Source organism: Rhodococcus sp. USK10 (assembly GCF_019378875.1).
Lineage (GTDB): Bacteria > Actinomycetota > Actinomycetes > Mycobacteriales > Mycobacteriaceae > Rhodococcus_F > Rhodococcus_F pseudokoreensis.
Window position 1 is genome coordinate 3,217,557 of the sequence record NZ_CP076048.1, and the last position, 26,196, is coordinate 3,243,752.

Here is a 26,196-nt window from a genome sequence, read left to right on the forward strand (position 1 = left end):
GAACGTCGGCTGAGCTCGACGAGCGTTTCAACATGTTCACCGGTGATCGCGCGGCCAAACGCTCCGCGTTCTGGGTGATGCTGACCCTGTCGGCGCTCATCGCGGTGTCCGGCGTCGTCGCGGACTCCACCGCGACGGTCATCGGTGCGATGATCGTCGCGCCGCTCTCGACGCCGATCCTCGGTGTCGGGTTGGGGATCACCACCGGCCGGGCCTCGCTGATCGGGAGAAGTCTTCTCATGGTGGCGCTCGGCGCCGCGCTCGTCGTCGTCCTCGGGGCCGTGGTCGTCCAGATCGTGCCCAATCCGACCGACGTGCTCACCAACTCGCAGGTGCTCGGGCGTACGTCACCGACATTGATGGATCTGACGGCCGCCCTCGCCACGGGCCTGGTCGGCGCCATCGCGGCGGCACGCCGGGACGTCGGCGACGTACTCCCCGGAGTCGCCATCGCGATCTCCCTGGTCCCCCCGCTGGCGGTGGTCGGGGTCTGCCTCGGCTCCGGGGCACCGGCCCTCGCGGCGGGCGCGGCGGTGCTGTTCGCGTCGAATGTCCTGGCCATGATCATCACCGCCAGTGTCGTGCTCGTCGCCGCGGGGTACGCGGTCGAGGTCGAGGCTCCCGCGGGCGGCAGTCGGGGCCGGGCCTACACGGTCCTCGCCGCGGCCCTGGTGGCGGTGGCCATCCCGATGGTGGTCAACTCACTGTCCTCGGTGTGGGCGGGGCAGATCGCGACAGCGGCGCAGCAATGGCTCGAGGACGTGCCGGGGGCACAGGTGACCGACGTGTCCTGGCAGGGTCATACCGCGACCGTCGCCGTCCTCGGCCCGGAGGAGCTTCCCCCGATCAGCGCACTCGAGGATTCCGTCGACGCGCTCGTGCCCTGGCATCCCCGCCTGTTGGTCGTCCACACCGTGGGTTCGCGGATCTCCGCCGATTAGACGTAGGCCGCGTCGGCGCTTTCGCTACCGGGGTGGGTCGGCGTCACACGACAACACTCAAGAGCCTGAGGGCTTTTCGCGTGCAGCACGAGCCGTCATCACCCGGAACGGGGGTGCTCACCTACAGCTCGCATCCGCAGAAGGGCGATGCCGACACGACTCTGACCACGACGACTCGGGCCCTGCCCGCACTCGACCGACTCGCCGCCGTCCTCGAACCGGGCGACAAGGATTTCGCGATCGTCACCCCGGACTGAGGACTCGAGCGCCAGGCGCGACTCCGGCCTCGCCGAACCCGCCCCGTCGCGTATCACCCCTCGCGGGTGATGTGACGGAGGCAATGCGGGCGAATGCTCATTGTTCAGCGACAGTGAACCTCGTTCTCAGGAGCGGGCACCTCGCCGGAGGGCCGGCTCACTCCGACGGCTCAGCGCATTGCGGGGGCGACGCGTCGCGACGATGAAAGAGGAGCGCGATGCGGGTAGTGGTGCTGGGTGGCGACGGATTCTGCGGATGGCCGAGTGCGCTGCACCTGTCGGCAAGCGGACACGAGGTGACCATCGTCGACGATTTCGTCCGCCGGCGAGCCGACGACGAACTCGGGGTGCAGTCGCTGACACCCATCCGTTCGCTCTCCGAGCGCATCGAGGCGTGGGACGAGGTCACCGGCCGCCGAATCGCTTTCGCGAAGTTCGACGTCGCCCACGACTACGACGCAATGATCGAACTGCTCACCACCGTGCGCCCGGATGCGGTGGTGCATTTCGCCGAGCAGCGGTCGGCCCCGTACTCGATGAAGTCGCCTTCCCACAAGCGGCAGACGATCGACAACAATCTCAACGCCACTCACAATCTGCTGACTGCGGTCGTCCAGGCCGGGAACGACATCCACGTCGTCCACTTGGGGACCATGGGGGTGTACGGCTACGAGACGGTCCCCGTGGATCTGCCGGAGGGGTACCTGACCGTCAGTTACCCGGATCGCCACGGCGAGATGCACAGTCGTGACATCTTGTATCCGACGCAGCCGGGCAGTGTGTACCACTTGTCGAAGTCGTTGGATCAGCTGCTGTTCCAGTTCTACGCGCGCAACGACGGTGTGCGCGTGACCGACCTCCATCAGGGAATCGTGTGGGGAACGCAAACCGTTGAGACAGAACGTGATCCGCGGCTGGTAAATCGGTTCGACTACGACGGTGACTACGGCACCGTGCTGAACCGCTTTCTCGTGGAGGCGGCCATCGGATATCCGCTGACCGTGCACGGGACCGGCGGTCAGACCCGGGCCTTCATCAACATCCACGACACCGTGCGCTGCATACGGCTGGCGGTGGAGTCGGGTGCTCAGGTCGGCGGGGAGGTCCGAGTGATGAATCAGATGACCGAGACACATCGAGTGGCGGATCTCGCGAAGCTGGTCGCGCGAACGGTCGGCGCCGTCGTCGACATGGTGACCAACCCCCGGCAGGAGGCCGACGAGAACCAGCTCGCGGCCCGCAACGACCGGCTGCTCGGGCTGGGTCTTGCCCCGATCAGACTCGACTCGGGTTTGCTGTCGGCCGAGGTCGACATCGCACGCACGTACGCCGGACGGATCGACGTCTCCCGCATCCCGTGTCGGTCGTATTGGAATGAAAGTCGCAGGTCCGCGGCGGAGGAGCAGAGCGCTTGAGCGACGACGACACGTCGGACGGCTCCGCCACGGAGCCGTCCGGCCAGTCACAGCCGGGCAAGCCGGACTATTTTGCCGGCGAGCGTGGCCGGTCGGTCCCGCGTTCGGCGTGGTGGCTCCTCGGGATCGCGCTGGTGGTCTTGCTGGCCTTCCTCGTCGCCCGGCCGTCGTGGTTCACCCAGGACGCGGACGACATGAGTCTGAACGTGCCCGCCGATCGGCATTTCACGAAGACCCTGGCCGGATCCGGGCACGCCGACGGTGTCTGGCTGACCGACGATTCTCCGTCGACGAGCTATCTGGTGACCCTTCCGGCTGATTCCGCTCGCGACGAGACCCGCCTGCATCTGACCGGCACCTCGCAGATCGCCGCCAACAGCACGGTCTTCCTCAGTGTGAGCATGGACGGTCAGCAGGTCTTCGAGAACGAATTGCCCACCGGGGAGAACGGAATCGACGCGTACGTAACGGTCCCCGACCAGATCGCCGACGACGGTCAGGTCCGCGTCCAGGTACGCGCGAACGGCACCCGGCACGACGAGACGTGCACGCCCGATCACTCGGCGGGGATGCAGATCCACGTCGACCCCGCCACCGTCGTGGAGGCCGCGCTCGCGGAGCCGATCCACACCGTCCGCGACGCCGTGGTGTCCTGGGACCGTCAACTCACCGTGGTCCTCGCCGATCGGGGAGACCCGTGGCGCACCACCGCGGCGCAGCTGGGAATGGCGCTGACCAGGGCGGGCCACCAGGTGCGGTTCGCGGACACACTTCCCGAGTCCGATGTCGACAACGCGATCCTCGTCGGCCCCACCGCCACGTTGAAGGACCAGGCAGGCTGGTCGCCGTCGGAGGAAACAGGTGGCGGTGTCGCCGTCGGCACCGTCGACGACACCGCCGTCGTGGGCGTGACCGCACCCGACGGCTCCCTGATCTCGACCTACTTGACCGGGCCGGCCGTGACCACCGCCGATTCCGCCGGGGAGGATCCGCGGAAGGTGACGCCCGCTCAGTTCACCGGCGACCAGGTGGCCCTCGAGGCGCTGGGAGCGGACATGTCCGTCGGTCAGATCACCGAGACCCGGCGCTGGCGCGTCGGCTATTCGCTGGCCGACCTTCCCGGCGGGCGGCTGCCGCAGTCCGTTCGCGTCGAGATGCAACTCCCCGCGTCGCCCGCCGATCTCACCTGGATACTGAACGTCGACCTCAACGGTCACCTCGTCGACAGCCGCCTGCTGAACCCGACCGCGGGCACGGTGACCGTCGCGCTGCCACCGCAGGACGCGCTGCTCGAAAACACCCTGACGTTGTCGGTGGAGCGTGACCGCGATCTGGGCGGCTGCGATGTGCGCGTGACCAGCTACCCGGTCCAGCTGCAGGCGGGCTCGGCCCTCGAACTCGGAACCGATCCCGGCGCCGGTTTCACGGCGCTGCCGCGCGGCCTGGCACCCGGCTTCGCCATCTACGTTCCGCAGTCCCGGAATGTCAACGCAATCTCTCAGCTCAATGCCATCGTCCCGACGCTCACGAAGTTCGTTCCAGCGCAATACCGTCCAGATTTCCGTTGGAATACCCAGCCCACGGCGGGCGAACCGTTCATCCTGATCGGGCAGAGTCCGGACGTGAACCCCCTCGTCCGGATCCAGGACGGCCGCATCGTGTCCGGGCCGGATGCGTCCGTGCTGAACATTCCCTCGTTCGACAACGGGATACTGGTGGAGACGGTCACGAGCACCAGCGGCGCCCCCGGACTGGCGATCCAGTACGTCGGCAGCATCGGCACAACGCAGTTGCCCGATTTCGGTCGGGAGACCGCGCTGGTGGTGACACCTCAAGGCAGCTTCGCCGTGAACGGCGACGGCACCATCGCCCTCAGCACACCCCCGCGCCAGGATCCACCGAGATGACCGATGTCGCCCACCCCGCGCACGAACCCGTGCACGAGCCCGACGCGATCGCCGACCACTTCCGGTCGGTCGACAGCGCACCCGCCGACTACGCCGTCGACCGGCCCGCCAGCGGCACCAACGGGTTCCTGGTCATATTCGTGGGAATCTCGATCCTGGCGATGTGTGTTCGGATGTTTCTCGCACACGCCGATGTGCTGGACGCACCGAGGGACCTGGTCTTCCTGTCCGGGGGCCGCGGCGACGTCCAGTTCCCGCTGCGGATGTTCCTGGTGATCTTCTTCCTCACCTACGCACTGCGCGCCTACTCCAACATCTGGCGACGCCTGTATCTCGGACTGTCGCTGCTGGGCAAGTACCTCGCGTTCTGCATCGTGATCGACACGATTGCGTGGTTGCTCCACAACGCCGGCATCATCTCGATCTCCGTGTTCGGCGTGCAGATGATCTCCGGGCTTCTCGCACTCGCGATCTTTCCGCACACCGTCCTTCGGCAGGCTCAGCTTCCGCCGCAGGGTCCGTTGCCCCTCGACCCCCGTATCCCGCCCGCCGCATTCTTCGCGCTGGCCGGCTGCCTGGTGCTCGCCAGTGCGGGTGCGGTCATCGCGCTGCACGCCTTCGGCCACGTCGTCGACGTCTTGAAGGACTGGGCGATCCTCGGCGGCATCGGCGCCGGTGTGTTCCTCATGCAGCAGATCCTGGCCGCCTCCACCGCCGTGCTGGGTGTCCGGGCCCTGAACAAGTCACGCCGCCATCAATTCACCGCGCCCCTCGCCATCCTCGTGCCGGCACACAACGAAGCACACAGCATCGCCGACACCATCGCCTCCGTCGACACCGGCGCAGAAACCTACCCCGATCGCATCCACCTCTACGTCGTCGACAACGCCTCTGCCGACACCACCCACGACGTCGCCGAAGCGGCCATCGCCGACTGCACCCACATCACCGGGGAGGTTCTCGAGTGCCCCACCCCGGGCAAGGCCCACGCCCTGAACATGGGAATCGAACACATCAGGGAGGATTTCGTCGTCCGCATCGATGCCGACACCGCGATCGGGCCCGGGTGCCTGGAAACCGCGATGCGACACTTCGCGAACCCGAAAGTCGGTTGCGTCGGGGGAATCCCGATGCCTGCCGAGCAGAAGACGTGGATCGACAAGTGCCGGCTCGTGGAGGTCTACATGCGCCACGGCTTCTTTCAGGTCTCCCTGGACGGCTACCAGGGTGTGATGGGCATCCCCGGCATGTTCGCGATCTATCGCCGCAAACAGGTCCTCCGCGTCGGTGGCATGGTGCAGGGGATGAACGGCGAGGACACCGACATCTGCATGCGACTCGCAGCCGCCGGATACCACAACGTCGCCGACTACAAGGCCGTGTACTACAGCGAAACACCCGCGTCCTATGCCCATCTGCGCGAGCAACGCACCCGCTGGTTCCGCAGCATCTACCACCTCGCCGCCCGCAATCGGGCGATCCTACTGGACCGGCGCACCATGATCGGCACCTTCGTCCTACCCTTCAACCTGGTCAACGCCGCCCGTCGCGCCATGCTCGCGCCGCTGCTCATGTATGCCATGATCGCCGGTTTCGCCTTCCACACGACGTTCACCTCCATGCGCTGGCAGCCGATCGTCGCCACACTGCTGGGCATGTCCATGATCATGACCCTGATCGTCTGCCTGATCTGGCAGCCCAGCTCGGTCAAGTACATCCCCGCCTACCTCTGCTTCCGTGTGCTCCGCAGCTACTTCACCCTCGCCGCGGTACTCACGCTCATCTACCCACCCATGCACCCCCGGCTCCCCCGGTCCATCCCGATCCCCCGGAGCCGTCGCCGACCGCCGCGACGTGCCGGGGGTTGATCCGGCCTGGATGCACTTCCCTGGCTGCGGAGGCGACACGGGATCCGCCTCTGCCACAGGAAGAGGTGACGTGCGCGAGATCGGCTGATCGGATGCGGGCGCTACCGATCTCGTCGCACGTCACCCCCGTTGCGACGCCGGACGGCGAAGGAAAGACGGTTCACTTCGCCGCCCGGCGGGTCTGTGCTTACTTGCCGAACTCGGCGGTTCCCACGGTCCAGGCCCGGGCCTGGTCGCTGAGGGTGAAGCCGAGGCCTGGACGGTCGGACAGGTGCATGCGGCCGTCCCGGATTTCGAGGTGTTCGTTGAACAGCGGATCGAGCCAGTCGAAGTGCTCGACCCAGGGCTCGTAGGGGTAGACCGCGGCGAGGTGCAGGTGGATCTCCATCGCGAAGTGCGGCGCGAGCTGCAAGTGCTTCTGCTCGGCAAGGGTGGCCAGCTTCAGGAACTGGGTGATGCCACCGATACGCGGTGCGTCGGGCTGGATGATGTCGACCGCACCGGCCTCGATCAGGCGCACGTGCTCGCCGACGCTGGCGAGCATCTCACCGGTGGCGATGGACGTGTCGAGGCTGCGCGCGAGGTGCGCATGGCCTTCGGCGTCGTAGGCGTCGAGGGGTTCCTCGATCCAGATCAGGTTGAACTTGTCGAAGATTCGACCCATCCGCATCGCGGTGGGGCGGTCCCACTGCTGGTTCGCGTCCACCATCAGCGGGACCTCGTCGCCGAGGTGTTCGCGGACCTTCTCCAGGCGGGCGATGTCCTGCTTCCAGTCCGGCTGGCCGACCTTGATCTTGATGCCGCCGATGCCGCTGGCCAGCGAGGCCGAGGCGTTCTCGAGAACCTGCTCGATCGGGGTGTGGAGGAAACCGCCGGACGTGTTGTAGGTCTGCACCGAATCACGATGGGAGCCGAGCAGTTTGGCAATCGGCAGACCGGCGCGCTTGGCCTTGAGGTCCCACAGTGCGATATCGACGGCGGCGATGGCCTGGGTGGCGACGCCGCTACGACCGACAGAGGCTCCGGCCCAGACGAGTTTGGTCCAGATCTTGGCGATGTCGTTGGGGTCCTCACCGATCAGGACCGGCGCGATCTCCTTCGCGTGGGCGAACTGGGCGGGGCCACCGGCTCGTTTGGAGTAGCTGAATCCGATGCCCTCGTGGCCCTGCTCGGTGCGGATCTCGGCGAACAGGAACGCGACCTCGGTCATCGGCTTCTGCCGGCCCGTGAGCACCTTGGCGTCGCTGATGGGGTTCTTCAACGGAAGGGTGATCGAGGACAGCTTCACCGACTCGATACGGTCGAGCGTGGCCGCACCGGCCGCCAGTGCCTTGATCGCGGCGTCGGGTGCTGCCAGCGCGCTGGTCGGCCGGCTCGCGAGGGAATTGTTGGACATCGGTCATTCTCCTTCAGGGGTGGCGTCGTTGCCGGGGTTGTGAGCGTTCGGTCAGCTCTGCGTCACGGCGCCGTCGATGCGCCGCCAGATGCCGAGGGGATTGCCGGTGCGCAGTTCGTCGGCGAGGAGTTCCTCGGGAACGTTCTGGTATGCGACCGGGCGCAGGAAACGTTCGATGGCACGGCTGCCGACGGAGGTCGTCGACGGCGCGGTGGTGGCGGGGAACGGCCCGCCGTGCACGATGGCGTGGCCGACCTCGACACCGGTGGGCCACCCGTTGAACAGCACGCGGCCTGCGATGAGTTCGAGCCGGTCGACCAGGACGCGCGAGTGCGCGTGATCGGTCGGGGCGGCCTGAATCGTGGCGGTCAGCTGCCCCTCCAAGCGGTCGATGATCGCCGTCAGTTGTGCCACGTCGGCGACTCGGACGATCACCGAAGCCGGGCCGAAGACCTCGTCCTGAAGCTGATGGTCGTCGAGGAATTGCTCGCCGGTGGTGACGAACAGTTGCGGCACCCCGGAGCACCCGGCCTGAGCGGGAGCGGTGTCGGCGACGGCCACGGTATCGATGTTCTCGTTCGTCGCCAATCGGCGGGCGCCGTCGGCGAACGACGCCGCGATGCCGGGGTAGAGCATCGGTGCCGGCGTCGCGGCCCGCACGGCTTCGGCGGCCGCCCGGACGAACCGGTCGGCGCCGGGAGCATCGACGAGGAAGACGAGGCCGGGGCTCGTGCAGAGCTGACCGACGCCGGTCGTCATCGACGCGATGAAACCCGAGCCGAGTTCTTCGGCCCGGTCGGCGAGGGCACCGGGCAGGACGAAGACCGGGTTGATGCTCGACATCTCGGCGTACACCGGGATGGGCACCGGGCGCGCCGCCGCGGCTGCGGTGAGGGCGATCCCGGCCTGCTGGGAGTCGGTGAATCCGACTGCGCGAATGCGCGGGTCGGTGACGAGCGCGATGCCGACGGTCTGCCCCGAGCCGAACACGAGGGAGAAGGTGCCCTCGGGCAGGTCGTGGGCGCGGACCGCGCTGCGGATCGCCCGCCCGACCAATTCCGAGGTGCCGGGGTGCGCCGAGTGCGCCTTCACGATCACCGGCGCCCCGGCGGCGAGCGCGGAGGCGGTGTCGCCGCCGGCGACCGAGAATGCGAGCGGGAAGTTGCTGGCGGCGAACACGGCGACCGGGCCGAGCGGTACCTTGCGCTGACGCAGGTCCGGCTTCGGCAACGGCGTGCGGTCCGGGTTCGGGGTGTCGAGGCGGGCGCCGGTCCAGCTGCCCTCCCGGACCACCGCGGCGAACAATCGAAGCTGGCCGGTGGTGCGGGCGAGTTCACCTTGCACCCGCGCGGTCGGGATGCCGGTTTCGGCGTGGACCCGGTCGATCAGCACCGAACCCAGGTCGTCGAGTTCGGCTGCGATCGTTGCGAGGAACGCGGCCCGCTGCTCGAAGCTGGTGTGCCGGTAGCTGCCGAAGGCCTCCCAGGCGAGTTCGGCGGCCGTCGCGACAGCCGCCTCGTCGGCCTCGTGGTAGATCGGCTCGAGTGCGGCGCCGGTGGCCGGGTCGGTGGCCTGGAACGGGGACCGGGTGCCGGGAATCTCGTCCGCACCGATGAGCGAGGCGCCGGTGAGTTCGATTGTGTGCGAGGCGGTCACGATCAGCTCACCTTCTTGATCAGGTCGGCCAGCTCGGCGAGTTCGACATCGTCGAGGTCGGTGAGCGGGCTGCGGACGGGGCCGGCAGGCCGGCCGATGACCTTCATGCCTGCCTTGATGATGCTGACCGCGTATCCCTGCTTCTTGTTGCGCAGGTTGCAGTACGGGATCACGAACTCGTTGAGGGCGTTGACGACGAACGCGTTGTCTCCGCTGCGGACGGCGTTGTAGAAGTCGAGTGCGAACTGCGGGACGAAGTTGTAGATCGCCGACGAATACGTCGTCACACCGAGTGCCAGATACGGCAGAGCGAACATCTCCGCGGTCGGCAACCCGCCGACGTAGGTGAGGCGGTCCCCGATGCCGGCGTAGATGCGGGTCATCTGCTCGATGTTGCCGACCCCGTCCTTGAATCCCACCAGGTTCGGGCAGTTGTCGACGAGTTCGGCGACGGCCGCCTCGGTGTAGACGGCGTTGGCGCGGGAGTAGATGGTGACACCGAGATCGGTGGCGGCGCAGACCTGTTTGACGTGCGCGACCAAACCGTCCTGGCTGGCCTCGGTCAGGTAGGGGGGAAGCAACAGGATTCCGTGCGCGCCTGCGCGTTCGGCGGACCGGGCCATCTCGACCGCGGTCGCGGTGCCGTAGCCGGCGGGGGCGATCACCGGCAGGCCTTCGGGAGCCTCCCGGACCGCGGCGGTGACGACCTGCTCGACCTCGGCCGGGGTGAGGGAGAAGAACTCACCGGTGCCGCCGGCCGCGAACAGTCCCGACGCGTCGAACTGGCTGAGCCAGCCGATGTTCTCGCGGTAGGCCGCCTCGTCGAACGACCCGTCCTCGTGTAGGTGCGTGACCGGGAACGACAACAGACCGGAGCCGAGCTTGCGGGCGATCTCCTGGGGCGAGGCGGTGGTCATGGCGTGTGGGTCTCCTCATCGACAATCGTGCGCTTCCTGTGCACTGATCCACAAGGCTAGGAACTAGGTACTATTCAAGTCCAACACTTCTTTAGAATCATTTGATACAGGAAAGGTATCGGATGTTTTCTCTCAATCAGCTGACGCAATTCGTGGCCGTCGCCGAGGAAATGCACTTCGGGCGGGCCGCGAATCGGCTGCGCATGACACAGCCACCGCTGAGCCGGCAGATCCAGCTCCTCGAGAAGGACCTCGACGTCCTGCTCTTCGACCGCTCGAGCCGGGCGGTCAAACTCACTCCGGCAGGCAAGGCGTTCCTGGCCGATGCTCGCAGGCTGCTGCAGCAGTCCGAGCGCGTCGCGCTGTCGGTGCGCAAGACGTCCCAGGGCAGGACGGGCATTCTCCGGGTCGGATTCACGGGCGGCAGCGTCTACTCGGGCCTCGAGACCGTGCTGACTTCCGCCCAGGCGACCATCGAGGACGTCGAGGTCGAACTGCGGGAGTTGGTCACCATGGATCAGCTCGAGGCGCTGTCGGAGGGCTCGCTGGACCTCGGTCTGGTCCGTCCACCGGTGACGCGGCCCGACCTGGCCTCGCACCCGCTGCTGCGTGAACCGCTCGTCGTCGCCATCCCCACCGAGCACGAGTTGGCCGGTCTGACCAGGCCCGTCGACGTCACCGACCTGCACGGTGTCGACGTCGTGATGTACACGCCCATCGAGTCGCGGTACTTCTTCGAACTGCTGTCCTCGGTGTTCCACGAGGCCTCGGTTGCCCCCGTCGTCGTCCAGTACATGCACCAGTTCCACAGCATGCTCGCCCTGGTCAACCTCGGCTGGGGTCTCGCCCTCGTGCCGGAATCGGCGAGCAAGATGCACTTCGACGGTGTCACGTACCGGCCGTTGACCACCCCACGCCCCGCCCAGGTGGAGTTGGACCTGGTGTGGCGGATCGACAACGAGAATCCGGCCCTGGCGCGCCTGCTGGCGAAGTTGGTTGCCGAGACGCCCGTGGACCCGGCGCCACGAGGCGCCGAGTCCGATACCTAACTTGGATGACTTGATGCGATTTCGGGCTTGGACGCGCATACGTCGGCGTCTGTACATTCGGTTCATTCGCGGATGTGACTCACGACACGGTCCATTCGCCGGCACCATTCTTCACGCCCCTCCGAAGGAGCCCTCAGTCATGACACTCAGTCGATCGGTCGAACAGTCGACCATCGCCTCGACCTTGAAGATCGGCAAGGTCCGATACACGATCCTGGCGATGATCTTCGCGGTGACCGTGATCAACTACGCGGACCGCGCGACCATCTCGATTGCCGGCGACTCGATCCAGGACGAATTCGGTATCAGCTCGGTCACCCTCGGATACATCTTCTCCGCCTTCGGGTGGGCGTACCTGATCGGACAGATTCCGGGCGGCTGGCTTCTCGACCGCTACGGCGCGAAGAAGGTGTACGGCTGGGCGATCGTGACCTGGTCGACCTTCACCGTCCTGCAAGGATTCCTCGGCAGCTTCAGCATGGGCACCGCGGTGGGGCTGCTGGTCGCCCTCCGATTCCTTGTCGGGCTCACCGAATCCCCTGCATTCCCCGGCAATTCCAAGATCGTCTCCGCCTGGTTCCCGGCCAAGGAGCGCGGTACCGCTGCCTCGATCTTCAACTCCGCGCAGTACTTCTCGACCGTCGTCTTCGCCCCGATCATGGGGTGGCTCGTCACCGCCATGGGCTGGGAGCACGTCTTCACCGTCATCGGCGGCATCGGCATCGCCCTCGGATTGATCTGGACGAAGGTCGTCTACAGCCCCCGCAGGCACCCGCGCCTGAAGCAGCCCGAATTCGAGTACATCGAAGCCGGTGGCGCCTTGGTCGACATGGACCAGCCCGGCCAGAAACAGCAGGCCGGATCCGATCAGCTTCGCTACATGAAACTCCTGCTGACCAACCGGATGACGCTCGGCGTGTTCGTCGGTCAGTTCTTCATCACCACCATCACCTGGTTCTTCCTCACCTGGTTCCCGGTCTACCTCGTCCAGGAACGAGGCATGAGCATCCTCGAGGCGGGCTTCATCGCCGTCCTCCCCGCGATCTGCGGTTTCGTCGGCGGCATCAGCGGTGGCCTGATCTCGGATGCGCTGCTGCGCCTGGGCTGGTCCCTGACCAGGGCTCGCAAAACCCCGATCATCACCGGCCTGCTACTCGCCACCGCGATCATCGGCTGCAACTTCGTCGACGCCTCCTGGCTCGTCGTCGTCCTGATGTGCGTGTCCTTCTTCGGCAAGGGTCTCGGCGCGCTCGGCTGGGCCGTCATGGCCGACATCTCGCCGAAGGAAATCTCCGGCCTCGGCGGCGGCGTCTTCAACACCTTCGGATCGGTCGCCAGCATCACCACACCGATCGTCATCGGCTACATCGTCGACAGCTACGGCTCCTTCGAACTCGCCCTCGTCTACGTGGGTGTGTGCGCACTGCTGACCGTCGTCTCGTACATCTTCGTCGTCGGCCCGATCAAGCGCCTCGACCTCGCCGAAATGCAGGCCCGCGCCGACCGCAAGCGCGCCCAGCGTCAGCACTGACCCCGTTGCACCCCGTCGTGCGACGCGACGATGATGGGACGGTGATCATCGAACGCAGCTCGGTCGTCGGCGCGCCGATCGGGCAGGTGTGGGCGAGGGTCGTCGACCCGGAGGGGATCAACGACGAGATGCGTCCGTGGATGACGATGAGCATCCCGCGCGGTCAGGAGTCGATCAGCATCGACTCGGTCGCGGTCGGTGAACCGCTCGGGCGGGCGTGGCTGCGACTGTTCGGGCTGGTCCCGTTCGACTACGACGACCTGAGCATCGCGGAACTGGAACCGGGACTGCGGTTCCACGAGAAGTCGACGATGCTCAGCATGCGGCGGTGGGAGCACGAACGCACGCTCCGGCCGTTCGACGACGGCAGCACCGGCGTCCACGACCGGATCACGTTCGAGCCGAGGCTTCCGCTGGTGCCGCTGACGCCGGTGCTCGCCCGCGTTCTGGGCGCGTTCTTCGGGCACCGGCACCGGCGTCTGGCGCGGCATTTCGGCTGACGGCGTCAGTGCGCCGTGTAACCACCGTCGACGACGAGTTCGGTGCCGGTGGTGAATCCGGACTCGTCCGAGGCGAGGTAGAGCACCCCGTACGCGATCTCGTCCGGTTCGCCCTGCCGCGGAAGGGGGTTGCCCGAGACGAGTTGGCGGTAGTACTCCTCCGGCCCGAGCGCGCTGCCCTCCGCCGACCGCCGGCTCATCGCCGTTCGCATCGACCCGGGGTGGATCGAATTGACGCGAATTCCGTCCGGCCCGTACGTGACGGCGTCGGATTTGCTCAGCAGCCGCACCGCGCCCTTCGACGCGTGATACAGCGGGACGTTGGAGCCTCCGGTCAGCCCGTGGATCGACGAGAAGTTCACGATGCTGCCCTTCTTCCTGCCGATCATGTGGGGCACCACGTGTTTGGTCATCAACCAGACGCCCTTGACGTTGACATCGAAGATCTGGTCGAACTCGGCGACCGACGCCTCGTGTGACGGTGCGGGCCTGCCGATGATGCCGGCGCAGTTGACGAGAACGTCGGGGACGCCGACGGTCTCGACGATCGCGGCGACGGCGTCGGCGACGCTGGTCTCTTCGGTGACGTCCACGGCGAACGGCGTGATCGCCTCCGAATCCCAGGGTGCATCGGGGAGTTTCAGGTCGAGCGCGGCAACCCGCGCGCCCTCCTTGGCGAGCATCCGGGCGGTCGCGCCGCCCAGATCGCCGTTCGCCCCGGTGACGACGGCGATTTTCCCTGCCACTCGACCTGTCATGACCTGCCTCCCACTGCTGCGACGGCCCACGGGCCGATCATCGGAATCCATTCGGTGATGTCGTACGACGCGACGTGCCCGTGCTTTGTGAACGGGTCGCCCTCGACGACGTCGACGACGTCCTGCCGGTCCGCGGCCTCGTAGACCATGGCCGCGCCGGGATCTTCTCCCGCGGCGAACGGTCCGGACCCGAGGATGAGTCCGCGGTCGGCGGCGGCCTGCAGGTGACTCTTGTGTTCGGGACGGTGTGTGTCCCGGCCGGCGGTGTCGCCGCTGTATGTGTAGCGGACGAGGTAGAACGGCACGTCAGACCTCCTCCAGGACAGTCGGTGCGGCGGATTCGCTGCGCAGCGACGCGAGGACCTCGGCGTCCCGGCCGATGGTGTATCCGAAGACGAGCGCGGGCCCGATGTTGGCGCCGTAGCCCGGGTAGCCGCCGCCGAAGATGCTGACCGCCGCGGAACCGGCCGCGAACAGACCGGGGATCGGCTGGTTGTCGTCGTCGAGGACCTGGCTGTGCCGGTCGACGGCGAGGCCGGAGTAGGCGCCGAGGTCGCCCATCTCGATCTTCGCCGCGTAGTACGGCCCCTTGTCCAGCGGCTCGAGGTTCGGGTTGGGCTGGTGCTCCATGTCGCCCTTGAAGTGGTGGAACCAGTTGGATCCGCGATTGAACTTCGGGTCCTCCCCCTTGGCGGCACCGGCGTTGAACTCGGACAGGGTCTTCTTCAGCCCGGCGGCGTCGACACCGATCTTGCGGGCGAGTTCCTCGACCGTGTCGGCCTTGTGGAGGAATCCGGTCTTCTTGAAATAGCCCTGCGGGATGGGCCACGGCTTCGCGTAGCCGATTCCGTACTTGTTCATGGCTTTCGAGTCGGCGATGATGTAGCCGAACGTCTCGTCCTGGCCGGCGTTCTCCTGAATCATCGCCATCCCGAAGTCGTGGTACGAACTCGACTCGTTGGCGAAGCGTTCACCCTTGCGGTTCACGGCGATCAGTCCCGGGAGCCCGAACGCCCGCAGGTGCGGGAAGATCCGCTGCTGTCCGCGCAGACCGGTGAATACCGTGACCGGGGCCCACGCGGCCGGCTCGTGGACGTCGGTGTCGACGTGCCCGCCGAGCGGTGCGGCCAGGCGCACATTGTCGCCGTCGTGCCCGACCGTCGGCGTGAAGTGGTTGTCGCCGTGCGGATCATGACCCCAGTATTCGGAGCGTAGGGCCGCGTCCGAGGAGTATCCGCCCGCCGCGATGACGACGCCGAGCCGCGCCTCCACCGTTCCCGCGTGCACGCCCCCGAGCACGGCGCCGGTGACCACCCCGCTCTCCGATTGCAGGATCTTCGTGACGGGTGTCTCGGTCCACATCCGAATGCCGAGCTTCGCGGCGGACGACACCATCCGCACCATCAGCGAATTGCCGTTGGTCCGGTCGAACGACCGACGGCAGAGCACCGTCTCGACCCACGTCTTGAGGAGCTTCTTCGACACGTAGGCAAACGATTTCAACGACTGGTTGGCGTGCAGGAACTGCGCGATGTCGGGTCCGACCTCGGGCATGTAACCGAAGACGGTGTACGTGTCGAGGTAGGGGCGCAACCGGAGCCGATTCTCGCCGAGCGTGCGCGCGTCGACGACCTTGCCGGAGATCGCCCGTCCCGACGGCTTCGCGCCCGGGGCGTCCATCTGGTAGTCCGGCGCCATTTCCGGATAGACGAATTCAACGTCGGTGTCGCGTTCGAGCCAGTCGATCGCCTCCGGGACCTCGTCGAGGAAGGTGTCGACCATCTCGGCCTTGTAGCAGTCCTTGGCGAGTGCCCGGATGTAGGTTTCGATCTCCTGACGGGTGTCGCCCTGCGCGACACCCTGCTTGTTGCCCGGCACCCACGCCCAGCCGCCCGAGATGGCGGTGGTGCCGCCGAGCCACTGCGACTTCTCGGCGACGATGACGCTGTGGCCTTCGCTCGCGGCCTTGAGCGCGGCGGCCATGCCCGCGGCCCCGGACCCGATGACCAACAGGTCGCATTTGACGGATTTCGAGCTCATGTATGGACCTTCCCTGGAGAGTCGGCACTCGATCGTGGTATGCGAAGACGATGCTGTGCAGCATGTTTCGAGTCACAGTGCGCGATCGGTGACGGTGTGTTCGTGTCACCCACTCTGGCCGAGCCGAGACTGGGGTCACAGCTCGACTCCAATGGATGGAAAGGTTTCTGTCAGTGCCGCGATCCGCGCGTCATCGCCCGGGTGATGCCGCGCGACGCCGTCGTCAGCGCCGCCACCACCGACTGCGGGTTCGCCTGATCGTGCGGGATGACGACGGACAGGGCGGCGATCACCTTGCCAGCATCACTGTCCCGCACGGGCACAGCGACTCCTGTCGCACCCGGGGTGATGAGATTGGCGGCCACCGCGAAGTGCTGGTGCCGCACTTCAGCGAGGAGACGCCGCATCTGGTCGGGGTCGGTGACGGTGGCGTCGGTGTACCGTTCGAGCGGCTGCGACAGCAGTTCGTCCTGCACGTCGCGGGAGGCGTTCGCCATCAGGACCAGACCGGACGAGCAGGCGTGCACCGGCAGCCGTCCGGCGATCTTGGTGACGTTGACGACGGACCCGCGGGTGGAGAGCCGTTCGACGAACAGCACCTCGTTGCCGTCGAGGACGCCCAGCTGGGTGTGTTGTTTGATCGCGGCGTTCACGTCTTCCATGAACGGCATCGCGGCCTCGCGCAGGCTGAGCGTGTGCGAACCGCGGGACCCCAGCTCCCACATCCGGACCCCGATGCTGATCCGGGTGTCGTTGCGCTCGAGGAGGCGGAACTTCACGAGTTCGCCGACGATGCGGTGCGCCGTCGCGACGGGGAGGTCGGATCGACGCGCGATGTCGGACACCGACAGGGACGGTGTGTCCGCGTCGAAGGAAGACAAGACCCTCACGACGCGGGCAGTGACCGATTCTCCTGTCGGTGTCCGTGACATCGCCCTATTGTCCTCCGGCTACTCCCGCGAGGTCGACGGTAGCCCGAGTTCGGCCAGCGGCACCCGGTACGTCTCGCGGGCGGTGAAGGCTGCGACGGACGAGACCAGCATGCACAGCGCCGTGAACACCGCGACCGGGACCCATGCGTTCACCCCGGTGCCCAGCAGCGCCCAGCCGATCGCCGGGGCGAAACCGGCGATGAGGAAACCGATCTGCGTGCCGACGGCGAACCCGGAATAGCGCACGGGCGCAGCGAACATCTCGGTGAAGAAGCTCGGCCACAGGCCGTTCACCATCGAGTAGAACAGCGTCATCGTGAGCAGCGCGGCGACGAAGATCAGCGGAACGGAGCCGACCGAGATGGCCCAGAAGTACCCGAAGATCGTCACGGCACACCCGAGGGTGCCGGTGATCCACACGGGGCGGCGTCCGACGCGGTCCGACAGCGTGGCGAGCAGAGGTATCGCGACGATGGACCCCGCGATCGACGCCGACGACGCCCACAGCATCGTGGTGCGGTCGATGCCGACGTCGGGTCCGGTGGCGTAGGCGAGTCCGAAGACGGTGAACACCGTCTGCCCGACGGCGAACAGCGAGCACAGGGCGATCCGCAGGACGTCCCGCCACTGGGTGGTCACGACCGTGACGACGGGCAGTTTCTGCACCTCCGCGTGCTCGCGCGACTCCTCGAACACCGGGGTCTCGTCGAGCTTGGTCCGCACGAAGTAGGCGACGACGAGCATCACGGCGCTGCACCAGAACGGGATTCGCCAGCCCCAGCTGTCGAGTTGCTCCTTCGGCAGCGCGGCCACCGGGATGAAGACGAGGGTCGCGAGCACCATCCCGGCCGCGTAGCCGGTCATCGTGAAACTGGTGAAGAACGCCCGCCGCCCCTCGGGTGAGTGCTCGAGGGTGAGCGTGCTCGCGCCCGCCGCCTCACCGCCCGCGGAGAACCCCTGCGCGAGGCGGCACAGGACGAGCAGGATCGGGGCGACGATACCGATCTGCTCATAGGTGGGCAGGAACCCGATCGCGAGACTCGACAGGCCCATGATGAGCAGCGTCAGCAACAGAATCTTCTTGCGGCCCAGCTTGTCCCCGAAGTGGCCCAGCACGATTCCGCCGACCGGGCGGGCCACGTAGCCGACGCCGAACGTCGCGAGCGCGGCGACCGTGCCGATCGCGTCATTGCCGGCCGGGAAGAACGTGTGCCCGAAGACGAGGGCGGCGGCGGACCCGTAGATGAAGAAGTCGTAGTACTCGAGCGCACTCCCGAGGAACGACGCGAGGGCCGCCTTCTTCGGCGTCTTCGCGACCTCGACGGGTGGCGCGTCTGTCGGGCTGTCGTGCGTCACGGCGGATACGTTCATCGACTCTCCTGCAATCGGGCCTGGCGTGGTGTGACTCAACGTGCCAACCGCGACCACGCGTGCGCAACGTCACATCCATCCATTGGAAAGCCGGCGCTACGCCGGGGACAACTCCCAGCCGGTGCTCATGTCGCGGGCGAGGTCGGGCACTCGTCGCAGCACCCGCTGGGTGTCGACGAAGTCGCGGAACGGGATGGCGAGCAGAGCCCGCAATTCGCCCGGACGACCCTCGGCGAGCCGCTGGTAGGACGACGCGATGTCGCTGACGATGTACTGCCAGCGCGGTTCGCGGTCGGCCCAGTTGAAACCGGGCAGGGGTGTCCGCAGCCGGTAGTCCGAGCCGTTGACGTCGCCCGTCACCGACATCGGCGCGACCTGACCCGGTGCCCGCGCGCCCGGGACCGAGGGTTGCGCCGCGAGGGTGGTGGCGTAGGTGAGCGCCCGGCCGACACCGTCGCGTGCCGCCGCCGTGACGTCCCACTGGTCGGCGATGATCTGATTCTGCTCACGCGACGCCATCCGGAACAGGGCGTCCGCGTATCCCGCCGGGGTGCCGGAGAAGATGCCGTTCCAGGCGATCTCGGCGTTCTCGTCGAGCAGTCCCGCGGCGGCCATCTCTTCGACGGCGGCCCTGCCGTCGTTCAGATACGCCTCGTGCATGGGCACCATGTCGAAGTAGATGTGTTTCTGCATCATCAGCAGGCGTTTCTGATACCAGTCCAGGTCGCCCGCCGTCATCGCCGGACCGACCGTGGCGAGAGTTCTCGGGTCCGAGGGCAGGAGCGTCGTGGCCTCGCCGGGCAGTCCGCGGACCGTGGACGCGACGGCGTTGCCGAGTGTGTGGACGGCGTCGACTCCGAGCACGGTCCGGCCGAGGTCGAGGTCCCAGAAGCCGGCGGTGAACGAGCCTCCCGCCAGCCCGGCCATACCGGACCAGTAGAGCTCGGTGCGTTGGAGTTGATACCGGCCGTAGTTCTCGTAGACCCGGTCGACCACCTCCGCGTTGGCGATCAGCCCGGCGTTCGGGTCCCATCCGGCGAGGTCGATGCCGGACGCCTCGGATCCTCGCGCCAGCCAATATTGCTGCAGCAGAGCGGAATACCTGGTCGGTGCGACGCCGTCGGAGCGGGCGGCGGCCAGCGCGGCACCGAGTGCGGCGGAGTCGGTGGGCAGCCGGGGGTCGAGCCCGCCGATCGACTCCGCCGCCGCGTTCGCGGGCGTGATGTCGAGGAGACCCGCGTAGCCGGCGGCGTGCGCGACATTCGGCGCCGGACCGGTCAACGCGAGAACCCCGAGCAACGCGACGAGCACCCCGCGGATCGTCGTGTTGCGGACCCGAGGTGATTGGCAGTGCACAGCACCGGGCATGCCAGGTATTTAACAACATATATGTGATGGCGTCAGGGTTTTGCCCTGGATTCCCCCACGTGAGCGCTAAAGAGTGCCCCGGCACACGACGCCACTCACGTGGGGTCGAGTTCACCCAGGACGGCCGAGAGAATGGTGTGCGCGCTGGCGATGACGGTCTCGATCGGCTGGCGGTTCTCCGACAGCACCCACTGCTGGGCGATCATCAGCACCGCCCCGACCAGGCCGGTCGCGAGGGTGCGGAGGTGGAACTCCGGGAACGCCGCGCGGTCGACGGCGGGACCGATGACGACGAGCACGGCGTCCACGAACGACCGGGTGACGCGGCGGTAGGCGGCGTCGACTTCCGGGCCGACACCGAGGACCTCCTGGAAGGCGATCCGTGGGATCCGCGGGTCGTCGGCGACGGACCGGAAGAATGCGGTCAGCGCGCCGCGAACCCTGGCGTCCAAATCGGCGCCCCCGTCCCCCGCGCCACGCAGGACGCTGTCCCGGAGACGGTCGGTCACGCTCGCGTACGCCGCCAGCAGCAGGGCCTCGCTGTCGTCGAACGACTCGTAGAAGTAGCGCTTGGTGAGCCCGGCGGTCGCGCAGATCTTCTCGACGGTGGCGGACCGGTATCCACTGGTCCCGAACACTTCGACGGCGGCATCGACGAGACGCGCGCGGCGCTCTTCCTGACGCTGACGAGGGCCCGCACCGCGGTAGGTGCGGCCCGTCTCGTCGAGCCTGGGCGAACTCACTCCCCAATATTGACACCGCACAGTTCCAGATACAAACTGACACTGAACGGTGCCAGATCACACGCCAGGAGATCGCATGCCCACGCTCAGGAACAAAGTCGCACTCGTCACCGGCGCCGCGCGTGGCATCGGAGCCGAAACGTCCCGCGCTCTCGCCCGCAGGGGCGTCAAACTGGTTCTGATCGATCTGGATGCCGCACCGCTGAAGGCCCTCGCCGCCGAACTCGGTGACGACGCGCTCGCCGTGGCCGCCGACGTCTGCGACCTGCCCGCCGTGCAGAAGGCCGTCGACTCCGGCGTCGCGAAGTTCGGGGGCATCGACTTCGTTCTCGCGAACGCCGGCATTGCCAGCTACGGCTCGGTGATGCAGGTCGATCCCGCCACGTTCAAGCGGGTCATCGACATCAACATCCTCGGCGTCTTCCATACGGTCCGCGCCGCGCTACCGTCCGTGATCGAGCGGAAGGGCTACATCCTGGTCGTCTCGTCGCTCGCCGCATTCGCGCCCGCACCCGGTCTGGCCGCCTACAACGCCAGCAAGGCCGGCGTCGAACATTTCGCCAACACCCTGCGTCTCGAGGTCGCCCACCGCGGAGTCGCCGTCGGCTCGGCCCACATGTCGTGGATCGACACACCGCTCGTCCAGGACGCGAAAGCCGACCTCACCGCGTTCAACCAACTTCTCGCGGTCCTGCCGGGACCGCTGGGCAAAACCACGTCCGTCGACCCGTGTGTCGCCGCGTTCGTCGACGGCCTCACCGGGCGCAAACGCCGGGTCTACGTGCCGCGGTGGGTCGAGCTCGTCGGCTGGCTGAAGGCGGTGGTGACGTCGCGCGTCGGCGACCGCAACCTGCTTCCGCACGTGCCGGAGATCCTGCCGCGGATGGACGAGGAGGTCGCGAAGCTCGGCCGCTCCACCAGCGCACGTAATGTCGCTCTCGACGACGTCGCCGTAGACCCGAAGTAGCCACCCGTCCCATCCAGCGAGAGAGTGTTCATGTCACACACCGATACCGCCGCCGACACCACCGGCGCGAAGGCTCCCGTCGAACATCTCGACGTGCTGATCATCGGGGCCGGACTGTCCGGGATCGGTGCCGCGTACCACCTGCAGGACAAGTTTCCCCGACGGACCTACGCGATCCTGGAGAGCCGCGAATCGATCGGCGGCACGTGGGACCTGTTCCGCTACCCCGGCATTCGGTCCGATTCCGACATGTATACGCTGGGCTACCGCTTCCGGCCGTGGGAGAACGACAAGTCGATCGCCGACGGTCCCGCGATCCTCGAGTATGTCAAGGACACGGCGGCCGAGCACGGGATCGACCGGAACATCCGATTCCGGCACAGGGTCGTTCGCGCCGAGTGGTCGACCCCCGACGCCTGTTGGACGATCGACGCCGAGCGCACCGACACCGGTGAGACGGTCCGGTTCACCGCCGATTTCCTGATGTCCTGCAGCGGGTACTACCGCTACGACGAGGGCTACACCCCCGAGTTCCCGGGCATCGACCGGTTCGCCGGGCAGGTCGTGCACCCGCAGAAGTGGCCCGAGGACCTCGACTACGCGGGTAAGCGGGTGGTCATCATCGGCAGCGGGGCCACCGCGGTGACGCTGGCACCGTCGATGGCCGCCGAGGCGGCGCACGTGACCATGCTGCAGCGCTCGCCCACGTACATCATCTCGATGCCCGCCAAGGACAAGCTGGCCAACAAACTGCGGCGCCACCTGCCCACCCGGCTCGCCTATGCGCTGACCCGGCTCAAGAACGCATCGGTGGCGACGGCGATCTACCAACTGTGCCAGCGGTACCCGGAATTCATGAAGAGCCGCATCCGGCAACTCCAGGAGAAGTGGCTGCCGAAGGGCTACGACATCGACAAACACTTCACGCCCCGCTACAACCCGTGGGATCAGCGACTGTGCCTCGTGCCCAACGGGGATCTGTTCCGCTCCATCCGCAACGACGAAGTGTCGATCGTGACCGATCACATCGACACGTTCACCGAAACCGGGATCACGCTGAAGTCCGGCGACGAGCTGCGTGCCGACGTCGTCGTCACCGCAACGGGTTTGAACCTGCTCGCGTTCGGCGGGATGACACTCGCCGTCGACGGACGCGACATCGACCTCACCGAGACCATGGCGTACAAGGGGATGATGCTCAGCGGGGTGCCCAACTTCGCGTTCGTCATCGGCTACACCAACGCGTCCTGGACGCTGAAGGCCGACCTCGTGTGCGAATACGTCTGCCGGTTGCTCGCGCACATGGACGCGAACGGATTCGCGCAGTGCTCCCCCGAGCGGGACAGCGCGGTCGACGAGGAGCCGTTCCTCGACTTCGCCGCCGGCTACGTGCTGCGGTCGGTGGAGTCGTTCCCGAAGCAGGGTTCGAAGGCGCCGTGGCGGCTGCGGATGAACTACTTCCGCGACCTGGTCACACTGCGGCACGGCAAGATCGTCGACGACGCTATGCGCTTCGCGCCCGTGAGTACTTGTTAACCGCCCGCGCTGGCTGTCAGCATGGTCGTGAGACACCTGGCAGTCAGCGTGGGGAGCGGAGTTCCCTGTGACCGACATCGACAGCTTTCCGATCGGGCGTGGTCCGACGGGTAGGCGTTCGTTTCCGATCGCGTTCCGGATCGAGGTGCTGCGCCGGTGGGACGAGTGCACCGAGCACGGCGCCAAGACGCGCCTGCTGCGTGAGTTGAACCTGAGCAAGAACCACGTCACTGCGTGGCTTCGCGCGCGGGAGAGCGGACAATACACGCAGGCGATGGTCGCCGCGGCAGAGAAGTCGAGGAATTGGATGGACAGTCGGGATCGGGCCGAGCTGGCGCGGCTGCGCCGGGAGAACACACGGCTCAAGGCCCAGGTGGAACAGGCGGAGACCGCCCAGGAGATCCTGGGAAAAGCGTTCGAGCTCTTGCAGGGGATCACCAAGCGCTCGAACGAGGACCCATCTGCGATCCCACCGGCGTTGATGAGCGCGAACGAGTACGCGCAGTGGCTCGAGCGAGAGAAGCTGTCCTGATCGACACCGTCGGGGTGTTGGTCCGGGACGCGGCGATGCCGGTCACCGCGGCGTGCGCCCTGCTCGGTGTGCCGCGGTCGAGTTACTACCGGCGCACCCGCGGTTACCGGCACTACGTTCCGGTCACCGAGCCGGTCCCGCACGTTCAGCGGCGGCAGCCCGCCGCGTTGTCCGACGACGAGCGCGCCCGGATCGTCGAGTTGATCCTGGCCGAGGAGAACACGGATCTGTCTGTGGTGCAGGTGTATTGGCGTTCTTTCGACGCCGGGTTCGTCGCGTGTTCGGAGTCGACGTTCTACCGGGTGGCGCGTGCGCAGAACTTGACCGGGGACCGTCGCCGCACCCGGCGGGCCACGGCCGCGGCCCGCCGGGCACCGGTCGCCCGGGCCGGTCGGGCCGGGCAGTTGTGGTCGTGGGACATCACGATGTTGCACGGTCCCCGCAAGCAGGACAGGTATCTGCTGTACCTGGTGATGGACGTGTTCTCGCGGTTCCCGGTGGCCTGGCGGATCGAGTACGCCGAGGTTCCCGAGTTGGCGGTGCAGATGTTCGCCAGGCGTTCGAGGCGTTCGGGGTGCCCGAGGTGGTGCATGCCGACAATGGTCCGTCGATGCGCTCACATGCCCTGATCGCCGCCCTCGACGAGGCGGGCGCGTGCCGGACCTACTCACGACCGAGGGTCAGCGATGACAACCCGTTCTCCGAGTCGCTGTTCAAGACCATCAAGTACGACTTGTCGTGCCCGCTTCGGTTCGACGACATCGACCACGCGCGGCGATGGACCGAGACGTTCATGACCCGCTACGCGCTCGAACACCGGCACAGTGCCCTGGGCCGGCACACCCCCGCATCGGTGTTCCTCGGCCTCGACACCGAGGAACACCGCCGCCGACAGCACCGGCTGGACCAGATCTGGGCCGAACACCCCGAACGGTTCCGCGGCCGACCCCTGGCACCACACCCGCCACAACCGACAGGCATCAACATCAACCAGAACCTGTCTCAGACAGGTTGACAACTACCGCCCGCGGTTAACAAGTACTCACGGGCGGAGCCTTCCGACATTCGGAATCGGAGTTGGAAACGGGTGACCCGTCAGCCACGGTAGGTGAGTCGTGAGCCACATCACAGGCCATCTCCGAGGAAGAGCAGGTCCCGCGCATGCAATTCGACCTACGCGAACGCATCGACAGCAGTCCGATGACGCGCTACCAATGGGGCGCCATCGCCATCTGCGGTCTACTCAACGTGCTCGACGGCTTCGACGTCCTCGTCATGGCGTTCACCGCGCAGTCGGTGTCGCAGGAGTGGGATCTGTCCGGCTCCGTCGTCGGCCTCCTGCTCAGCGCCGGGCTGTTCGGCATGGCCGCGGGATCGCTGTTCCTGGCGCCGTGGGCCGACACCATCGGTCGCCGCGCCATGATCCTGCTGTGCCTGGCGCTCGCGTCGTCGGGCATGCTGTTGTCGGCGGTCAGCCAGAACGCGCTGCAACTCGGTTTGCTCCGCGCACTCACCGGTGTCGGCATCGGCGGAATCCTCGCCAGCAGCAACGTCATTGCCAGTGAGTACGCGTCGAACCGCTGGCGCGGGCTGGCCGTGAGCCTCAATTCCACCGGCTACGCCGTCGGCGCCACCCTCGGCGGCATCATCGCCGTCGTGCTGCAGAACTCGCTCGGCTGGCGCTCGGTGTTCCTGTTCGGCGGCCTGTGCACGGCCGTGATCATCCCCGTCGTCTACGCGCGGCTCCCCGAATCGATCGACTTCCTGCTCGTCCGTCGCCCGGCCAATGCCCTCGACCGGATCAACGCGTTCGCGCAACGGTCCGGTCAGTCGCCCCTCGACGAACTGCCCGCACCGCGCGCCGCCGCCGCTGCGGACGCCGGATTCGCGGTGCGCGTGCTCCTCTCTCCGGAGCGGCGCCGCAGCACCCTCCTGGTGTGGTTCGCGTTCTTCACGGCGATGTTCGGCTTCTACTTCGTCACCAGTTGGACCCCGAAACTGCTGGTCGAGGCGGGCATGTCCGCGAACCAGGGCGTCACCGGCGGCGTGCTCCTCAACCTCGGCGGCATCTTCGGCGCCACCCTGCTCGGCGCGCTGTCGGCGCGGTTCGCCCTGAAGCGGGTGCTCATCGCCTACCTGGCGATCGCGGGGGTGCTCCTCGTCGTCTTCGTCCCCGCCACCGCATCCATCGTCGTCGCGTTCGGGCTCGGCGCCCTCATCGGCGTCTTCGCCAACGGCTGCATCGCCGGTCTGTACGCGATCACGCCGTCGGTCTACTCACCGGCCGTCCGCGCCACCGGAGTCGGCTGGGGCATCGGCATCGGACGCGTCGGCGCCATCGCGTCACCGATCGTCGCCGGTGCCCTCCTCGACCGCGACTGGTCGCCGACGCAGCTGTACATCCTCGTCGCCGCGTCCTTCGCCCTCGCCGGAATCGCCGTGTCGCGACTGCGATTCGAGTCCGGCGTGGACGCCACCGCCGAGGCACCGCTGACCACCCACTGAGGCGGCT

At 67.1% G+C, this 26,196-nt stretch carries 24 protein-coding genes; 14 read left to right on the forward strand and 10 right to left on the reverse strand.

Going from position 1 to position 26,196, the window contains the following annotated elements; all coding sequences use genetic code 11:
* Nucleotides 1-32 precede the first annotated feature (32 nt).
* The 5 genes from I1A62_RS21885 (at nucleotide 33) to I1A62_RS21905 (ending at nucleotide 6,388) form a co-directional block, all read left to right on the forward strand.
* The gene (locus I1A62_RS21885) at nucleotides 33-941 is read left to right on the forward strand and encodes a DUF389 domain-containing protein (protein WP_257890957.1); all 909 of its coding nucleotides are present in this window, start codon (nucleotides 33-35) and stop codon (nucleotides 939-941) included.
* A gap of 113 nt (nucleotides 942-1,054) precedes the next feature.
* Complete coding sequence (locus I1A62_RS21890; RefSeq protein WP_219459766.1) at nucleotides 1,055-1,198, forward strand: hypothetical protein; 144 nt, start codon at nucleotides 1,055-1,057, stop codon at nucleotides 1,196-1,198.
* Nucleotides 1,199-1,416: 218 nt separating this feature from the next.
* Nucleotides 1,417-2,613 (forward strand): NAD-dependent epimerase/dehydratase family protein, encoded by a 1,197-nt coding sequence (locus I1A62_RS21895; RefSeq protein ID WP_219459767.1) that lies wholly within the window; start codon nucleotides 1,417-1,419, stop codon nucleotides 2,611-2,613.
* On the forward strand, nucleotides 2,610-4,520 hold the full coding sequence (locus I1A62_RS21900) for a hypothetical protein (protein WP_219459768.1): 1,911 nt from the start codon (nucleotides 2,610-2,612) through the stop codon (nucleotides 4,518-4,520). The genes I1A62_RS21895 and I1A62_RS21900 overlap by 4 nt, the downstream gene beginning before the upstream one ends.
* Nucleotides 4,517-6,388: a glycosyltransferase family 2 protein gene (locus I1A62_RS21905; RefSeq protein ID WP_219459769.1), complete on the forward strand. Its 1,872-nt coding sequence runs from the start codon at nucleotides 4,517-4,519 to the stop codon at nucleotides 6,386-6,388. The genes I1A62_RS21900 and I1A62_RS21905 overlap by 4 nt, the downstream gene beginning before the upstream one ends.
* A 187-nt stretch (nucleotides 6,389-6,575) precedes the next feature.
* On the opposite strand, the gene I1A62_RS21910 is transcribed toward I1A62_RS21905, so the two are convergent.
* From I1A62_RS21910 to kdgD, 3 genes are read right to left on the reverse strand one after another with little or no spacing between them, the layout of a single operon-like run.
* Complete coding sequence (locus I1A62_RS21910; RefSeq protein WP_124394742.1) at nucleotides 6,576-7,784, reverse strand: mandelate racemase/muconate lactonizing enzyme family protein; 1,209 nt, start codon at nucleotides 7,782-7,784, stop codon at nucleotides 6,576-6,578.
* 51 nt (nucleotides 7,785-7,835) lie between these two features.
* On the reverse strand, nucleotides 7,836-9,440 hold the full coding sequence (locus I1A62_RS21915) for an aldehyde dehydrogenase (NADP(+)) (protein ID WP_219459770.1): 1,605 nt from the start codon (nucleotides 9,438-9,440) through the stop codon (nucleotides 7,836-7,838).
* Between the two features lie 2 nt (nucleotides 9,441-9,442).
* Nucleotides 9,443-10,357 (reverse strand): 5-dehydro-4-deoxyglucarate dehydratase, encoded by a 915-nt coding sequence (gene kdgD / locus I1A62_RS21920; RefSeq protein ID WP_219459771.1) that lies wholly within the window; start codon nucleotides 10,355-10,357, stop codon nucleotides 9,443-9,445.
* Nucleotides 10,358-10,479: 122 nt separating this feature from the next.
* On the opposite strand from kdgD, the gene I1A62_RS21925 reads away from it, so the two are divergent.
* The 3 genes from I1A62_RS21925 (at nucleotide 10,480) to I1A62_RS21935 (ending at nucleotide 13,437) form a co-directional block, all read left to right on the forward strand.
* Complete coding sequence (locus I1A62_RS21925) at nucleotides 10,480-11,406, forward strand: LysR family transcriptional regulator (RefSeq protein ID WP_124394745.1); 927 nt, start codon at nucleotides 10,480-10,482, stop codon at nucleotides 11,404-11,406.
* A 139-nt stretch (nucleotides 11,407-11,545) separates the two neighbouring features.
* Nucleotides 11,546-12,937: an MFS transporter gene (locus I1A62_RS21930; RefSeq protein ID WP_124394746.1), complete on the forward strand. Its 1,392-nt coding sequence runs from the start codon at nucleotides 11,546-11,548 to the stop codon at nucleotides 12,935-12,937.
* A 41-nt stretch (nucleotides 12,938-12,978) separates the two neighbouring features.
* Nucleotides 12,979-13,437, forward strand: a complete 459-nt coding sequence (locus tag I1A62_RS21935; RefSeq protein ID WP_219459772.1) for a hypothetical protein — start codon at nucleotides 12,979-12,981, stop codon at nucleotides 13,435-13,437.
* A 5-nt stretch (nucleotides 13,438-13,442) separates the two neighbouring features.
* On the opposite strand, the gene I1A62_RS21940 is transcribed toward I1A62_RS21935, so the two are convergent.
* The 7 genes from I1A62_RS21940 to I1A62_RS21970 form a co-directional block, all read right to left on the reverse strand.
* Nucleotides 13,443-14,195, reverse strand: a complete 753-nt coding sequence (locus I1A62_RS21940; RefSeq protein WP_219459773.1) for an SDR family NAD(P)-dependent oxidoreductase — start codon at nucleotides 14,193-14,195, stop codon at nucleotides 13,443-13,445.
* Nucleotides 14,192-14,500 (reverse strand): YciI family protein, encoded by a 309-nt coding sequence (locus tag I1A62_RS21945; RefSeq protein ID WP_206008905.1) that lies wholly within the window; start codon nucleotides 14,498-14,500, stop codon nucleotides 14,192-14,194. Before I1A62_RS21945 ends, I1A62_RS21940 begins: the two co-directional genes overlap by 4 nt.
* A 1-nt stretch (nucleotide 14,501) precedes the next feature.
* Nucleotides 14,502-16,235: an FAD-dependent oxidoreductase gene (locus tag I1A62_RS21950; RefSeq protein WP_219459774.1), complete on the reverse strand. Its 1,734-nt coding sequence runs from the start codon at nucleotides 16,233-16,235 to the stop codon at nucleotides 14,502-14,504.
* A gap of 170 nt (nucleotides 16,236-16,405) precedes the next feature.
* The gene (locus I1A62_RS21955; RefSeq protein WP_219459775.1) at nucleotides 16,406-17,167 is read right to left on the reverse strand and encodes an IclR family transcriptional regulator; all 762 of its coding nucleotides are present in this window, start codon (nucleotides 17,165-17,167) and stop codon (nucleotides 16,406-16,408) included.
* An 18-nt stretch (nucleotides 17,168-17,185) separates the two neighbouring features.
* Nucleotides 17,186-18,538 carry an MFS transporter gene (locus I1A62_RS21960; protein ID WP_219459776.1) on the reverse strand — a complete coding sequence of 451 codons (1,353 nt, stop codon included), beginning with the start codon at nucleotides 18,536-18,538 and terminating at the stop codon, nucleotides 17,186-17,188.
* Nucleotides 18,539-18,634: 96 nt separating this feature from the next.
* On the reverse strand, nucleotides 18,635-19,906 hold the full coding sequence (locus I1A62_RS21965) for a hypothetical protein (protein WP_219459777.1): 1,272 nt from the start codon (nucleotides 19,904-19,906) through the stop codon (nucleotides 18,635-18,637).
* Nucleotides 19,907-20,001: 95 nt separating this feature from the next.
* Nucleotides 20,002-20,649, reverse strand: coding sequence for a TetR/AcrR family transcriptional regulator (locus tag I1A62_RS21970; RefSeq protein WP_124394753.1), 648 nt, complete (start codon nucleotides 20,647-20,649; stop codon nucleotides 20,002-20,004).
* A 76-nt stretch (nucleotides 20,650-20,725) separates the two neighbouring features.
* On the opposite strand from I1A62_RS21970, the gene I1A62_RS21975 reads away from it, so the two are divergent.
* The 6 genes from I1A62_RS21975 (at nucleotide 20,726) to I1A62_RS22000 (ending at nucleotide 26,189) form a co-directional block, all read left to right on the forward strand.
* Nucleotides 20,726-21,616, forward strand: a complete 891-nt coding sequence (locus I1A62_RS21975; protein WP_219459778.1) for an SDR family oxidoreductase — start codon at nucleotides 20,726-20,728, stop codon at nucleotides 21,614-21,616.
* A gap of 30 nt (nucleotides 21,617-21,646) precedes the next feature.
* Nucleotides 21,647-23,152 (forward strand): NAD(P)/FAD-dependent oxidoreductase, encoded by a 1,506-nt coding sequence (locus I1A62_RS21980; RefSeq protein WP_219459779.1) that lies wholly within the window; start codon nucleotides 21,647-21,649, stop codon nucleotides 23,150-23,152.
* 67 nt (nucleotides 23,153-23,219) lie between these two features.
* Complete coding sequence (locus tag I1A62_RS21985) at nucleotides 23,220-23,684, forward strand: hypothetical protein (RefSeq protein WP_307720204.1); 465 nt, start codon at nucleotides 23,220-23,222, stop codon at nucleotides 23,682-23,684.
* Nucleotides 23,657-24,313 carry a hypothetical protein gene (locus I1A62_RS21990; RefSeq protein ID WP_219459780.1) on the forward strand — a complete coding sequence of 219 codons (657 nt, stop codon included), beginning with the start codon at nucleotides 23,657-23,659 and terminating at the stop codon, nucleotides 24,311-24,313. Before I1A62_RS21985 ends, I1A62_RS21990 begins: the two co-directional genes overlap by 28 nt.
* On the forward strand, nucleotides 24,295-24,699 hold the full coding sequence (locus I1A62_RS21995; RefSeq protein WP_219459510.1) for an integrase core domain-containing protein: 405 nt from the start codon (nucleotides 24,295-24,297) through the stop codon (nucleotides 24,697-24,699). The genes I1A62_RS21990 and I1A62_RS21995 overlap by 19 nt, the downstream gene beginning before the upstream one ends.
* Before the next feature lie 146 nt (nucleotides 24,700-24,845).
* The gene (locus tag I1A62_RS22000) at nucleotides 24,846-26,189 is read left to right on the forward strand and encodes an MFS transporter (protein ID WP_219459781.1); all 1,344 of its coding nucleotides are present in this window, start codon (nucleotides 24,846-24,848) and stop codon (nucleotides 26,187-26,189) included.
* Nucleotides 26,190-26,196: the final 7 nt, after the last annotated feature.